Source organism: Anaerosporobacter sp., assembly GCF_031551385.1.
GTDB lineage: Bacteria > Bacillota > Clostridia > Lachnospirales > Lachnospiraceae > Anaerosporobacter.
In genome coordinates this window covers 14,653-29,282 of sequence record NZ_JAVBNS010000094.1, presented here as the reverse complement: position 1 = coordinate 29,282, position 14,630 = coordinate 14,653, and the positions used below count along the sequence as shown (strand labels likewise).

Here is a 14,630-nt window from a genome sequence, read left to right as displayed (position 1 = left end):
ATGCCCTGCACCCTCCACTCAGCGGTCTGAAAGTTTAAAATTTAGTCAACATAGCCTGCTATGCCTCCTGAATTTTAAACTTCTACCCCACTAAGTGGAGTGCACAGCCCAGTAAAAGCATTTTTCAAACGCACTTTAGAATTCGTGAAAATAATGTATCTGATAAATAAAAAATAATCGTCTATGGGTAGATACATCGTATGTAATTGTTTTGGAATATTTTACTAGATAGGGTAATGAAGTAATTTATCAAAAGCAACAGTTTTAGATTGAAAGTTTTTGAAGTCTAAATTGGAATAGATTATTGTATAAGCTTGAAAGGATTTTAACATAAGAAAAATATGGTGTCATAGCCAACAGGGAAAGGCAAGAGTCTGCAAAACTTAGATTATCGGTTCGAATCCGGTGGGCACCATTTCAATATATGTAATTATGAATTAATAAACATAACGAAAGGTATAGGTGATAATATGAGTATCGATAATCAAGAAATTAGTAAGTACATTACAGAGAGTCAGTCAATTGTGTTGACTACGGTTGATGAAGAAGGGAATCCAGATATTAGGGCGATTGGTGGTTTTCAGTTTGAGGACAATGCTTTGTATTTTGGTACAGGGAAGGATACGAATAAGGTGAAGCAGTTGGAGCATAATCCGAATGTTACAATTCTTGTTCAACATGAAGGGCAGAAGATGCCTAATTTTAAGAACGTTACAATCTATGGGAAGGCGTATCCTGTTAAGGAGGATGAGTTTCAAGGGGCGGTTGATATTATTAAGAAAAGAAGACCTCAATTGAACCTTGATGGAAGTAAGCAACATGTGTATAAAGTTATAGCAGAGAAATTGAAGATTGTGGATTTTTCTGCTCCAATTAAAGAGAGAATCGTGACTGTTCAGTAGAGACTAAGAATAGTTACAACAAATTAAAGGAATCTGACTAGATAACTAGAGGCTAATGCATACATAAATTATTTATGTTGCACTAGCCTTTTTTGTTTAGAATCTGTAGTTGATTAGAATGATAACTTGAAGGTTGAAGGATGTAGACAGGAATAAGTACCTAGAATATATGATAATGGAGAGATGGCTGATATGAAAAATATAAAGAATCTATGGAAATACATTTTAAGTGGATTGTATTTGATAGTTATAGCGTTTGTATTAACCTCATGTGGTAGAAATGCAAGCAGTAAGGAAGTAACAAGTGATAGTAATGCACAAGAGGTAAATGAGGAAGGTGAGCTAAAGAAATTACGATTGGCGTTAACAACAGAGAGCAATGAATTATCAGGAATCTTGTTGATTGCACAGCAGCAAAATTATCTTAAAGAAGAGTTAGAAGCAGTTGGTTATGAACTAGAGGTTTTTGGATTTGCACAGGCAGGCCCAGCGATTAATGAAGCATTTGCAGGAAAAAGCATAGACATGGCTATCTATGGCAATCTACCACCGATTGTATTGAAATCAAATGGAGTTGATGTTTCTATCATTGCTATGACAGATTCAAACTTAGACCAGTGTATTATTGTTCCAGAAAATTCAACGATTCAGACAGTAGAGGATTTAAAAGGGAAGACTGTAATCAGTGGTAAAGGAACAGTGCTTGATGAGTACTTTAGAAGAGTTTTGCAAGCCAATGATTTAGATTTTAAAGACATTAATGTAGTAAATGATGTGGCTACCGCTTCGGCAACATTTACAAGTGGAAATGCAGATGCTTTGGTAACGACTACGATACAGGCGTTATTGATTGAAAAGCAGTTTCCGATACGTGTTATTGAATCGACAACAGATAGTCACAAGGAGTTGATTAGCCAGTTAGTACTAGTCGCAAGGAATGAGTATTTGCAGGAGAATGAAGAAGTTACAACAGCATTCTTAAAGGCGTATATCCGAGGGTATCAGTATGCGGTTAGCCATGAAGAAGAGGCAATTGATGCATTTGTAAATGATAGAATTAGTCATGATATTGCAAAGGAGGTATACGGGAATAAGACGGAAGCATTTTCAAATCTATCGGGTGAAATTACGGAAAAGTGGATAGAACGATTGCAAGAAGTAGAGATATTTCTAAAAGAGAATGGTTTAATTGGTGAGAGTGTTGATATGAAGGAACTTGTTAACGATAGCTATTATAAAGAGGCATTACTGGAAGTGACGAAGTAGATGTAATGTAGAATGTATGACACTGCGAAGTATTGTTTCGGAAAAAGGGAACAGTGTGAAAAATCTTGATTTTTCACATGCAAAATTGTGCCTGTGACTTAAAGTTTTCAGGTTAAGAGAAAGGAATGGTTATTACAATGAGCAAAATAATTAATAAAGTAAAAAGCAAAGATGAATTATATGAGGAGTTAAAATTAACGTTACAACTTCCGATAAAGGGAATTTCTTTTGAACCAGATACGTTCAAGGATTTAATTGAGAAACACCCTGAATTGCAATTATTGCATCTATGTATGGATCCATCAAAAGATTCTACAGTGGGATATCATATCCCTTCTTCTTACTATACAGAAAGCGGTTTTCAAGTGTACAGTGGATTGAATAAGAGAGGCACTTATCATATCGAGAGAGAGCAAGATGCTTATTATATAGCAGATAATAATTCAAAATTGTTAAGACTGTATTTTATGGAAGCACCTAAGTTCTATGGTCAAACTACTTCTGATGGGGTAGCGATGAAAACAATTGCCAGCGACCAAGGAAATAGAGCACACAACCATAAGATAATAACAATTGCATATAGCAATGAATGTTCTCTTAAAGATAAAGGATTGGATTGTCTGTTCTGTAATATCAATGCAACGAAAAACAGATATGGAGAACGAGACGGTGTGCAATGGAAGACTCCGCTTCAGATTGGAGAAACGGTGAAAGCTGCATATGCAGAAGGCTATGAGCATGTAACAATTACAGGGGGATTTATTCCAGAAAGACGAGAGGTTGACTATTATCTTGACGTTGCGGAAAGTATTCGTGAGAAGCTTGGAAGAGATGATTTCAATGGAACAGCGTGTATTGGAGCGCCAAGAGATTTGACAACAATTGAGAAATATAAGGAAGCAGGATTTAGCTCCATTGCGTTTAACTTGGAAGTTTGGAATAAAGATTTCTTCCATGCAATCTGCCCTGGTAAGGCAAAAGAATGCGGAGGTTATGAACATTGGAGAGAAGCGTTAACTTACGCAGTAGAGGTATTTGGTAAAGGTAATGTTAGAAGTAATTTTGTAGCTGGATTAGAGCCAAAAGAGTATCTATTAGATGGGATTGAAACATTATCATCACAAGGTATTGTGGCGACGGCAACCCCTTGGGGGCCAAATCTAGGTTCAAAATTGGAAGGACATCAAAGCCCTACATTTGACTGGCACTGGGAAGTACAGAATAGAATAACAAGTACGTTAAGAAAGAACGGTATTACATATGAACAATTATCCAATACATGTGCAGGTAATTTTGTGATACATGAGATCTATCGAATTGAAGATGGACTAATTAATTTGGAAAATGTAGAGTTTATTGAATAATTAGATGGAGGGGATTTTGATTGAAGAGGAAAGAGGGAATAGCAAAAATAGCTCTCATTTTGGCAACCATACTGTTAATTAGCGCTTGCGCTAAGAAATCTAATTCCAATAAGGAGCAAGTCGTTGATGTGGATACACAATCACAACTTGCCCCAGCTACAGATTTTCCTACAGGGCATAAGTCTGACACGGTAAAGATTGGTTACGTTGATGTAACGGGTGGGGGTGTACTTTCGGATACGCTAGGTGTTGCAAGAGATCAAGGTTTTATTGAAGAAGAGTTAAATGCAATTGGAGTAAAGGTAGAATTAGTCCCCATGACAGGTGCAGGTCCAGCAATTAATGAAGCGTTAGCAACGAAAGATTTGGATATCGGAGTGCTTGGAGATGTTCCAGCAGTAATAGGTAAAGCATCAGGAATTGATACTCAAATTATTGCATACAGTGGCTTGAATAATGGGGCATCTTTAGTGGTGGGCGATGAAACGTATCATTCAGTACAGGATTTGAAGGGAAAGAAAATTGCAACACAGCGAGGAGCGTTTATGCATCGAATATTACAGTATATGTTGAGTGACGTAGGGATGAAAGAGAGTGATATCGAATTTGTAAATGCGAATGCACAAGACAGTGCGGAACTTTTAGTAACTGGTAATGTAGATGCTGCGGTAGTAGGTGGGGTTACGTTGACTCGATTGGTGGAGCAAGGATACAAGGTGGTATGCGATTATAGGGAACATCCAGAGTGGAGTTCCGGAAGTTATATTGTTGCACGTACTGAATATATCGAGAAAAACCCTGATATTATACTGGCATTTATTCGAGCATTAGTTAAGGCAAGGAATTTGTGTGAGGAAGAAAAAGATACCATACGAAATCAATGGTTAAGTACAGGTGAAAGTGAAGAGTCCTATAGATATCTCTATCCAGATGGCGACAACTATTACAGTATTGGAAGTAGTGAAGCAGATATCCAAAATAAAGAGAATACGTTAAAATTTTTATTAGATAACAAATTAATAGTAGAAAGCTTTGATATTGAGACGTGGGAAAATGCTACTTTCTATACGGAAGCATTTAAAGAATTGAGTAAAAAGTAGTAGCGTATGCCTTTGCACATTACAAAGAGTGTTGCAATTGTTTATATAATTATCAAATTTGGGAGGAATAATTCGTGAGTGAAAACAGTCAAAACAATCAAGCAATCCAAGAGTTAAAGCAACAACTATATAAAGAAGTCGAACTGAAATCAAGAGTTATTGTTTATGGAATTAAGGTTAATCCAGCAATATTTAAACACTTAGAATTAGGAACAAAAGTGCAAGAACAGATTCATGGGCTCTTTGAAATGGATCACAAAGAACATGCAGGTGTTGCATTTCCGTGTAGCTTCACATCACCAAGTGGAATTAACTATAGTTTTGCTTGGGACCCTGATTCTAACATTACAATTGACTATGTTGATAATCAATTTAAACTATATGAACGTGGAGAAGAGAAGTTCCCAATTACATTTACAGAACGTCCACAATACTATAAATTACGTACTTCTGATGGGGTAGAGATGTCTCATGTAGCAAGTTTTAATCCAACTAAAACAGTAGGAGTGGCATATAGTAATGAATGTTCTTTAAAGGATAAAGGATTAGATTGCTTGTTCTGTAATGCGAATGCAACGAAAGATACGTATGCAGACATAGAAAATATTAAGTGGAAGAATCCAAAGCAGATTGCAGAGACTGTGAAAGCAGCATATGAGTTAGATGGAGGATTACACGTTAATATAACGGGAGGTTTTATCCCTGAACGAAGAGAAGTAGATTACTATATTGACGTTGCAGAGGCAATTCAAGAAGAACTTGGTCAAAAGGATTTTAATGGGACAGCAGTTATAGGTGCACCTACAGACCTTACTGTAATTGATAAATATAAAGAGGCTGGTTATCGAACACTAGCAATTCAAATTGAACTATGGGATAAAAATATATTTAAAACGATATGCCCAGGAAAAGAAAAAGAATGCGGTGGCTGGCAACATTGGGTAGATGCTTTGGAATATGCTGTTAAGGTATTCGGTTTTGGTAAAGTAAGAACTGGCTTTGTATCAGGAATTGAACCGAAAGAGAAAACATTGGAAGGGGTAGAGTATTTTGCAAAAAGGGGAATATTAAGTTTGACAAATGCATGGAACCCAAATCCTGGTTCGAAGCTAGAAGGACATAGAACCCCATCTCCAGAATGGCACTTCGATCTTGCGAAGAAGACATATGCAATCTTTAAGCAAGTCGGCTTTACATATGAACAATATTTTGATGTATCACCATCAGCGGATTTTCTTGTTCATGATTTGTATAGTATTGATGAGGAACGGTTGGCTATATTTAATAAATAGATGTTAGAGGTTTTAGGTAGTATAGAGATATGCTATCTAAAACCTTTTTTCAATTTGCTTTATAATGGTCTTTTGCTACAGAGTAGAGTGACTATACGCCAATTATTTATATACTCTCAATAGTCAAAGCATAATCAAAATGTTATAATGAGACTATATCTATAAAGGGGGCCATTTTCTATGACAGAGAAAAGACCACGTAAAAAATTTATTGTATCCAATATTGTAATATTGGGATTAGTGAGCTTATTTACAGATATCGGAACAGAGATGGTATATCCCATATTACCGCTCTATCTTACATCAGTATTGGGTGCATCGCCAGCAATTATTGGAACAATAGAGGGCGTTGCTGAGAGTTTGGCAGCTATACTAAAGCTATTTTCTGGTATGATTGCTGACAAGTATAACAATAAAAAGCAGTTGGCGTTTATCGGTTATTTTGCTTCATTTTTCAACAAGGTTATTATTTTGTTTTCTGTATCATGGGTAGGCGTTTTGCTTGCACGAATTGTAGATCGTTTTGGAAAAGGTGTTCGAACAGCGCCTCGTGATGCACTTGTTGCAGAATCGGCTGAAGATGGGAAGCTTGGCAAAGCGTATGGATTGCATAAAACATTTGACATGATAGGTGCATCTATTGGTATACTACTTGCGTTTTTCCTAATGGCATCTGGTTCCGATGGATTTAGAAACATATTTATTATTTCAATGATTCCAGCATTGATTGGCCCACTTTGTGTATTGCTTGTCAAAGACGAGAAAAAGAAAATTGCTCCAAAAAAATTGAATTTCAAGTGGAAAACCTTGAATACAAAGCTGAAGTTGTTTCTAATTATTATTTTCATCTTTTCTCTTGGGAATTCGTCAAATGCCTTTATATTACTACGAGCATCTAGTGCAGGGTTTTCTTCTCGTGAAGCGATATTGCTTTATTTTGTTTTTAACATTGTTGCATCATTAATATCCTACCCGATAGGAAAGTTATCAGATAAAATAGGGCGAAAATACACATTGCCAATCGGCTATCTATTGTATGGAGTGGTGTATTTAGGGATTGGATTGCTAAATTCCAGACCTGCATTTTGGGGATTATTTGTTGTGTACGGTGTTTATACTGCATTGACGGCAGGTGGCGAGAGAGCATTGATTGCGGAAATTGCGCCACCACACTTAAAGGGAAGTGCTCTCGGACTTCATTCAGCAATTGTGGGTATCGGCTTATTACCAGCATCTCTTATTGCTGGAGTTCTTTGGGATACACTTGGACAGGCGGCACCTTTTGTTTTGGGAGGTTGCTTGGCGATATTTGCAAGCGTTGCTGTTTTCTTTGTGCTGAATAGAAAGATGGTTAATTAGAGTATTTATATTCGGAGGGTTTTATGAGCGAAAAGAATATATTTGTTTGTTAATCGCATAAAAATATGGTAGTATATTCTTAAATTATTGTGTATGAATATAGGTTAAAAAATAAATAAGTAGGCAATATATATAGTAGATGGTATAGGAAAGGAGGAGTTAAAAATGCTTTTAAAATACATAGTTAACAATTATAAGTCGATTGGGCATGACATAGAGTTCTCAATGTTTCCTGATGAAGAAATATTAGATGATAATTTTTTAACTACTATTGATACAAAAATGGGAAAGTGGAAAGTTTTAAGAAGAGGAGCATTTTTTGGACCTAATGCGGCAGGAAAATCAAATTTTATAAAATCAATAGAATTTGCTAGAGACTATATTGTAGAAGAAAAGAGAAGTGGAAAAGCTACTGGAATTGATCAATTTAAGGGTGAATTTGATGATTTAAATAATGTAACGACATTTCAGTTTATGATATATACGAATGGTGATGTTTATGATTATGGATTTTCATTAGATAGAATAAGGGTTCAAGAAGAGTGGTTGATGATATTAACGAATAAAGGTTTTGTTCCTATGTTTACAAGAACTACGGATAAGGAAAATAAAACTTTAATAGAGATAACTCCAAAGTTTGCTCGTAGTGATTCAAAGGAACGAAAATTGGCTGAAGTACTTAAAGATAGTATGCAGGAAAATCAAAGGAATCAACTATTTTTATATAAGTTATTTGATAATGGGATTAAAAGAGCAGAGAAGATTGTATCATGGTTTGAGAATGTAAAGATAATATATCCAAATACAAAAATCCAAGGGTTGCCAATTAGAGTTAAGCAAGATGAGGATTTTAGAGAATTTCTATCAAAAACATTAAGCAAATTAGATACAGGTGTTTTTAATATATCCGCTTCCGCAGAGTTAATTGATTTTAATGATTTGATTGAAGAGATGGAAATTCCAAAGGATATAGTGAATCAGATAGAAGAAATGGAAATGGGTATTGTAAATCTTGATGGAAAATATTTTATTTTTTCTGAAAAAGATAATAGAACTATGTTTGTGCAACTTAAATTTGAGCATCATTTAAATAATGAGGTATATAAGTTTAACATGGAAGATGAATCCGATGGTACAAAACGATTACTGGATTTGTTACCGATATTATTTAGAATGGATAATAGTTCTGATACAATATATTTTATTGATGAATTAGATCGTAGTTTACACACCAAGCTATCAAAATATTTTTTAGATAAATTTATAAGAAATTCAAAAGGTTCAAGTAGTCAGATTGTTTTCACAGCGCATGATGTGAATTTAATTAATTTGAATGAGTTTATAAAAGAAGAAATATGGTTTATTGAGAAGAATCAAATGGGAGAAACAAAGTTAAAACCATTATCAGATTTTGACATAGTAGAAGAGCAAGATATATTAAAAGATTACCTAAATGGCAGATTTGGAGCAGTACCAGTGATTAGGGGGGGAAGATAATGGAATTATCAAATAGAAGAAATTTTGTCCCTAGTACACCATATAGAAAAAAAAGACCTTCTACTGCTAAAATTATTTTCCTATCGTGTGAGGGAGCTGTTACAGAAGAAGAGTATTTTAGTATGATATCAGATATGTTTCATGAAGCTAAATCTAAAATTCAGTTTATATCAGTTATGGAGGATGCTGTTAACACATTACCTAAATTCCGTACACCAGATCAAAATAAAGAGATTTCAAAGAACAAACCCAAACAATTGGTGGAAAAAATAGATAAATTTAAAAATGAGAATAATTTAAAATTTGATTTGGATAAGCACCCAGATGATGAGTTCTGGATTATAGCTGATGTTGATGATCACACAGATGACAATAACATTGATGAATGGAATGAGGCATTAGCCACATGTGAGGAAAAGGGGTATGGTTATGCAATTAGTAATCCTTTTTTTGAGTTGTGGTTATTGATACATCATGTAGATGTGAACGAAGAGGATTATAAATATGCAGTCACAGAAGAACATCATTATGAAAAGACGGGTCATTTTAGGATTCGATTAAGAAAAGATGCAAAAGCTCAACTAAAAGAACAGAAACATATTGTTATAAAGCATTATGATAGAGAAAAAGTAAAAAATGCAATTATTAGAGCTAGAGACTTACATAATAAAGCAGAAAAATGGCCATCTAATTTAGGGTCAACAGTATATATTCTTCTTGAAAAGATACAAGAACTATGTGTTGAATAAATGCGTTATTCATAACTGCTAATAATGGTAAATTCAAATAAAAGATAAGATTAAAGATTGATTCTAACATAATGAATTACAAAAAGCAAAACGAAATGCTGAATATTTAGCGAAGCTAGATAGAAGTTTTGCGCAATTAGAGCGAGGAGAAATAGTGGTAAAATCAATGGAAGAATTGGAGCGCATGGCGGAGGAATGATTTTACTTTCACCAAAGAAGCATTATGAGGATTAGCACCTAATTAATGGTGCTAATTTTTTTGTCAAACCTAAACGAAAAAATATGTTGACATTTCTAATTTCAAGAGTTATACTCTTAAACATACAATTCATATAATGTTAGTAGGAATAAAGCTGACTGGAAAAACCAGAGGTTTTAAATGGTATAGGAATATACTGTTTAAAGCCTCTTTTTGTCTTTCTATAAAAGCAAAAGGAGTAAAGGGATTTAAGAAGTTTCACAAAGTATTGTTTTGCAATCGAATCCTATCTGGATATTCAGTTGAAAGGGGTGGTCTTATAAGTTGTCGATGTTGGATTTTTATAAAAGAAATAAATGAAGAGAAAGTAAATAAAAATGTAACTGTTGAGAGGAAACAAATGCAAGGTGTTTTCCGTGAATGAAAGTCATGTAAAATCAGAAAGGAAATGAGAATATGAATAATAGAATTAATAAAAATGGAAAAAGACAAGAAAGAAAATTTGGAAGAAAATCAAAATTAATAATAAGCACATTGCTACTATTAGCAATGGCGTTGAATCTAGTAGCTTGCCAAAGCAAAAATAAAAATAATAATCAAGCAGTACAGACAACAAGTAAATCTAAGGATTCAGCAGATACAGAAGCTAAAGATACTGAAGTTCAAGATACAGATACAAAACCAACAGAATTAAAAGTAGTTAAATTAGCATCACCAACACAAGATGGCAATTTCGTAGAGAGTGCAAAGATTGCACAGGCACAAGGATATATAGAAGAGGAATTAGCAGCAGTTGGATACAAACCAGAATATATCGCATTTGCACAGGCAGGCCCAGCGATTAATGAAGCACTTGTTGCTAAAGAAGTAGATATCGCTGTTTATGGTGACCTTCCGATTATAACATTGAGAAGCAATGGTGGAAAAATCAAAGTGTTTGCAGCAGCGAATACAGAGTATCAGTTTGGTATCTTAGCAGCACCAGGAGTAGAGATTAAAGAACCAAAAGATTTAGAAGGAAAGAAAGTAATTCTAGGTAAAGGTACTGTAGCTCATTATTACTATTATCAATTGGTTAAGAATTATAACTTAGATGAAAGTAAGATTCAATTAATTAATGCGAATGCGGATTCTCAATCCATATTGGCAACAGGAGATGCAGATGCATTAATCTATACATTATTTGCAGAAAAATATTATGAAACAATCGGAGTAGGAACTGTCGTAAACACAAGCTATGATACACCAGAAAGAACAGCACAGTTTTTAGTAGCAGGAAGAGAAGAGTATCTTGAGAAGAATCGAGATGTAGCAAAAGCAATTATTCGAGCACTGAATAGAGCACAGGAATATGCAGCATCAGATGAGAAAGGCGCATATAAAGCATTAGCAGGAGAAGGAAGTAAGATACCAGAGTCTGTTTATGAAGATACTTATAACTATGATACAACATTCTCATACTTCAAACCTGAGTTAACAAAGGAGTCTCAAGATAAGATTGTGAGCTTAATTGATTTTGCTTATGAAAATGGTTTGATTCAAGAGAAAGTTGATATTAACGATTTAATAGATACTTCTTACTATGAAGAAGTACTTGCAGAATCAAAATAGGAAGGGAGTGTGTTGCAATATGAGTATAGCACAATGGAATCGTGAAAAAAAAGAAGCATCTCTATATACAAAAGCGGTTAACCGTTTATTTGGAGAAGAGTTAGGAATTGATTTAGAAGATGCTACAAATGAAGAGTATGAGTTGGCAAAGACACATTGCCTTAAAAAAGTAGATGAATTAGTAATTAAAGATGCAAATGGAAATGTCGTATGGAATACAAAGGCATTTGATTTCTTAAAGGAAAAGAAAGTACCAGATACCGTTAACCCAAGTTTATGGTTGAATGGAAAGAGTAATGCTCTTGCTGGTGTATTCTCTGTAGTGGAAGATAAGATTATTCAAGTAAGAGGATTTGATATTGCGAATCTAACATTAGTAAGAGGAAAAACAGGTTGGATTGCAGTTGATGTCACAACTACTGTGGAAGTTGCAAAAGCGAGTATCGAATTAGTAGAAGAAGTTCTTGGTGAGGATATTCACAATAATATAAAGGCAATTATAATTAGCCATTCTCATGTAGATCATTACGGTGGTATTAAGGGTGTTGTTGATGAAGAAAAGGTTGGTAAAGCCGAAGATGGAAAAGTGCCAATCTATGTACCAGCAGGTTTTGATATCGAAACAGTAAAAGAAAATGTATATGCAGGAGGCGCAATGTTGCGTCGCAGCGAATATCAATTTGCTTCAAGACAAGAAATCGGAGAGAAAGGTATTGTATCGGTTGGCTTAGGTCTCAAAGTATCAAGAGGAACTGTGTCATATATTACACCAACGGATTTTGTTGCAGAGAATCAAACAATTGTAATAGATGGATTAGAAGTAGAATTTCAATTAACGCCAGGAACAGAAGCGCCAAGTGAGATGAACAATTATTTTAAAGAGTACAAAGCATTCTGGGCGGCAGAGAATTGCTGTGGAACATTACATAACTTATATCCAATTCGTGGAGCACATGTTCGTGATGCAAGTGCATGGTCGAAATACACAAGAGATGCATTAATTCAATATGGAGAAGAAAGTGATGTTGTATTCCAGTCACATAACTGGCCACATTGGAATACGAAAGAGCAACCTACACTTGTTAAAGACTATCTAAGAAACAATGCAGCAATTTACCAGTTCATTCATGACCAGACGTTGCTATATGCTAATCAGGGATACACAGCAAGAGAAATTGCGAAGAAAATCAAAGTACCAAAAGATATCGCAAAGAACTGGTTTATCAGACCATACTACGGTTCGATTGAGATAAATGCAAGAGCGGTATATCAAAAATACCTTGGCTTCTACAATGCAAATCCAGTTACATTAAATCCGCTCACAGAAGTAGAGGAAGCGAAACAGTTTGTTTCCTATGTTGGCTCAGAAGAAGCTATTTTGAAAAAGGCAAAAGAAGAGTTCGAGCAAGGAAAGTATCAAAGTGTGGCAGAAGTAACAAACAAAGTAGTATTTGCAAATCCAGATAATATAGAAGCAAGATATCTATGCGCAGATGCATTAGAGCAACTTGCCTACCAATCGGAATCAGGAATTTGGAGAAATGCTTATATCACAGGAGCACAGGAACTTAGAGATGGAAGAGAGAAACCAACGAATCTTGAGAACAAGGAAAGTGACATCGCAAAGAATATGACAATTCCAATGATTCTTGAATATCTTGGAATCGTAATTGATGGCGACTTAGCTGGAGAAGAAGATTTGAAATTCAATCTACAAATCGTACAGCCAAGTAGTAAGGATGCAAAGGGAATTGAGGAAAAGAGCAATGCAGTCCTAGCTGAAACAGATAACAAAACTACATATCTAGGAAATGAGGCAACAATCGTAAATCAAATCTTCGTACATCTATACAAGGGAACATTACTATTCTATGAAGATTATCAAGAGACAAGTGAGCCGATTCCATATGTAAAGACAACAAGAGAGATATTCTTTGCACTTGTCGGAAAGAAAATACAAGCAGTAAAACAATATATAGAAACAGATGATTTCTCAGCATTAGAGCGCTTGCAAGACTATGTTGTGGATTTGGGAGAGAGTAGAGGATTTAACATAGTTGAAGCATAAAATAAAAAAATATATAAATCCTATTGACATAGTATGAAATAGGTGGTATATTTTATAACAAGTAATTCATATCGAAATTATATGGAATATATGAAATCAGGAAAACACATCAAAACAAAAGGGGACACCAATTGATGTGAAAAAAGAGGAGGAAGTCGTATGAAGAAAAATATTAAAAAATTAGTTGCATTAAACCTTGTTCTATTATTAGCAGTTGGGAGTTTAACAGGATGCAAAAAAAATAATTCATCAGCATCAGGCAGCGGTTCTATAGAGATAACAAATGTTTCTTATGACCCTACGAGAGAATTTTATGAAGCTTATAATGTAGAGTTTGCAAAGTACTGGAAAGATAAGACTGGTCAAACAGTTACAGTAACTCAATCACATGGTGGTTCAGGAAAGCAGGCACGTTCCGTTATTGAAGGAAATGAAGCAGATGTTGTTACATTAGCATTAGCACATGATATCACTTCTATAGAAGAAGCAGGATTAATTGAAAAAGGTTGGATTGAAGAATTTGATAAAAACAGTTCTCCATATACATCAACAATTGTATTCCTTGTACGCAAAGGAAATGAAAAAAGTATTCAAGATTGGTCAGATTTAATTAAAGATGGTGTAAATGTAATTACTCCAAATCCAAAAACATCTGGTGGAGCTTGCTGGAATTTCTTATCGGCATGGGCATATGCAGATGCACAATATAATGGCGATGAGACACAAATCAAAGATTTCGTTACAAAATTATATAAGAATGTAAGTGTATTAGATTCTGGAGCAAGAGGAGCAACAACAACATTTGTCGAGAATGGTCAAGGCGATGTATTAATCGCTTGGGAGAATGAAGCATACCTAACATTAAAAGAGCATCCAGAGGAATATGAGATTGTAACACCTAGTATCAGTATTCTTGCAGAACCTTCCGTTGCAATTGTTGACTCTGTAGCGAAGAAGAGAGGAACAGAAGAAGTTGCCAAAGAATATTTAGAATATCTATATTCTGATGTTGGTCAAAGATTAGCAGGAGAGAATTACTATCGTCCATCAAATCAAGACATTTTAAATGAATTTGCAGATGTATTCAACTTATCAATCAATATGGTTAATATAGATGATTTCGGTGGTTGGGATAAAGCATATGAAGTGTATTTCCAAGATGGTGGAGTATTCGACCAGATTTATACACAGTAACATAGATTTTAAACAGAGGGGAAGGAAAG

General features: G+C 34.8%; 11 protein-coding genes and 1 tRNA gene. All 12 read left to right on the top strand.

Annotated elements, in window-relative coordinates:
• Nucleotides 1–343 precede the first annotated feature (343 nt).
• The 12 genes from RMR19_RS08710 (at nucleotide 344) to RMR19_RS08655 (ending at nucleotide 14,601) form a co-directional block, all read left to right on the top strand.
• Nucleotides 344–415: transfer RNA gene (locus RMR19_RS08710), tRNA-Cys, on the top strand.
• A gap of 55 nt (nucleotides 416–470) precedes the next feature.
• On the top strand, nucleotides 471–902 hold the full coding sequence (locus RMR19_RS08705) for a pyridoxamine 5'-phosphate oxidase family protein (RefSeq protein WP_310603101.1): 432 nt from the start codon (nucleotides 471–473) through the stop codon (nucleotides 900–902).
• 192 nt (nucleotides 903–1,094) lie between these two features.
• Nucleotides 1,095–2,168, top strand: coding sequence for an ABC transporter substrate-binding protein (locus RMR19_RS08700; protein WP_310603100.1), 1,074 nt, complete (start codon nucleotides 1,095–1,097; stop codon nucleotides 2,166–2,168).
• A 137-nt stretch (nucleotides 2,169–2,305) separates the two neighbouring features.
• Nucleotides 2,306–3,532, top strand: a complete 1,227-nt coding sequence (locus tag RMR19_RS08695; RefSeq protein ID WP_310603099.1) for a radical SAM protein — start codon at nucleotides 2,306–2,308, stop codon at nucleotides 3,530–3,532.
• Between the two features lie 20 nt (nucleotides 3,533–3,552).
• Nucleotides 3,553–4,632: an ABC transporter substrate-binding protein gene (locus RMR19_RS08690; protein WP_310603098.1), complete on the top strand. Its 1,080-nt coding sequence runs from the start codon at nucleotides 3,553–3,555 to the stop codon at nucleotides 4,630–4,632.
• A 74-nt stretch (nucleotides 4,633–4,706) separates the two neighbouring features.
• The gene (locus tag RMR19_RS08685; RefSeq protein WP_331654684.1) at nucleotides 4,707–5,924 is read left to right on the top strand and encodes a radical SAM protein; all 1,218 of its coding nucleotides are present in this window, start codon (nucleotides 4,707–4,709) and stop codon (nucleotides 5,922–5,924) included.
• A 180-nt stretch (nucleotides 5,925–6,104) separates the two neighbouring features.
• Nucleotides 6,105–7,283 (top strand): MFS transporter, encoded by a 1,179-nt coding sequence (locus RMR19_RS08680; RefSeq protein ID WP_310603097.1) that lies wholly within the window; start codon nucleotides 6,105–6,107, stop codon nucleotides 7,281–7,283.
• A gap of 165 nt (nucleotides 7,284–7,448) precedes the next feature.
• Complete coding sequence (locus RMR19_RS08675) at nucleotides 7,449–8,780, top strand: AAA family ATPase (protein ID WP_310603096.1); 1,332 nt, start codon at nucleotides 7,449–7,451, stop codon at nucleotides 8,778–8,780.
• The gene (locus tag RMR19_RS08670; RefSeq protein ID WP_310603095.1) at nucleotides 8,780–9,529 is read left to right on the top strand and encodes an RloB family protein; all 750 of its coding nucleotides are present in this window, start codon (nucleotides 8,780–8,782) and stop codon (nucleotides 9,527–9,529) included. Before RMR19_RS08675 ends, RMR19_RS08670 begins: the two co-directional genes overlap by 1 nt.
• Nucleotides 9,530–10,184: 655 nt before the next feature.
• Entirely contained in the window at nucleotides 10,185–11,339 is a 1,155-nt protein-coding gene (locus tag RMR19_RS08665; RefSeq protein WP_310603094.1) for an ABC transporter substrate-binding protein, read from the top strand.
• A gap of 19 nt (nucleotides 11,340–11,358) precedes the next feature.
• The gene (locus RMR19_RS08660) at nucleotides 11,359–13,407 is read left to right on the top strand and encodes an alkyl/aryl-sulfatase (RefSeq protein ID WP_310603093.1); all 2,049 of its coding nucleotides are present in this window, start codon (nucleotides 11,359–11,361) and stop codon (nucleotides 13,405–13,407) included.
• A gap of 159 nt (nucleotides 13,408–13,566) precedes the next feature.
• A complete protein-coding gene (locus RMR19_RS08655; RefSeq protein ID WP_310603092.1) occupies nucleotides 13,567–14,601 on the top strand; it encodes a sulfate ABC transporter substrate-binding protein in 1,035 nt (344 codons plus the stop codon).
• The last annotated feature ends 29 nt before the right edge of the window (nucleotides 14,602–14,630 follow it).

What these genes read in the sequence shown, in the direction of transcription:
- RMR19_RS08705 (WP_310603101.1), top strand. Translation starts at nt 471, where the DNA reads ATGAGTATCGATAATCAAGAAATTAGTAAGTACATTACAGAGAGTCAG.
- RMR19_RS08700 (WP_310603100.1), top strand. Translation starts at nt 1,095, where the DNA reads ATGAAAAATATAAAGAATCTATGGAAATACATTTTAAGTGGATTGTAT.
- RMR19_RS08695 (WP_310603099.1), top strand. Translation starts at nt 2,306, where the DNA reads ATGAGCAAAATAATTAATAAAGTAAAAAGCAAAGATGAATTATATGAG.
- RMR19_RS08680 (WP_310603097.1), top strand. Translation starts at nt 6,105, where the DNA reads ATGACAGAGAAAAGACCACGTAAAAAATTTATTGTATCCAATATTGTA.
- RMR19_RS08675 (WP_310603096.1), top strand. Translation starts at nt 7,449, where the DNA reads ATGCTTTTAAAATACATAGTTAACAATTATAAGTCGATTGGGCATGAC.
- RMR19_RS08670 (WP_310603095.1), top strand. Translation starts at nt 8,780, where the DNA reads ATGGAATTATCAAATAGAAGAAATTTTGTCCCTAGTACACCATATAGA.
- RMR19_RS08665 (WP_310603094.1), top strand. Translation starts at nt 10,185, where the DNA reads ATGAATAATAGAATTAATAAAAATGGAAAAAGACAAGAAAGAAAATTT.
- RMR19_RS08660 (WP_310603093.1), top strand. Translation starts at nt 11,359, where the DNA reads ATGAGTATAGCACAATGGAATCGTGAAAAAAAAGAAGCATCTCTATAT.
- RMR19_RS08655 (WP_310603092.1), top strand. Translation starts at nt 13,567, where the DNA reads ATGAAGAAAAATATTAAAAAATTAGTTGCATTAAACCTTGTTCTATTA.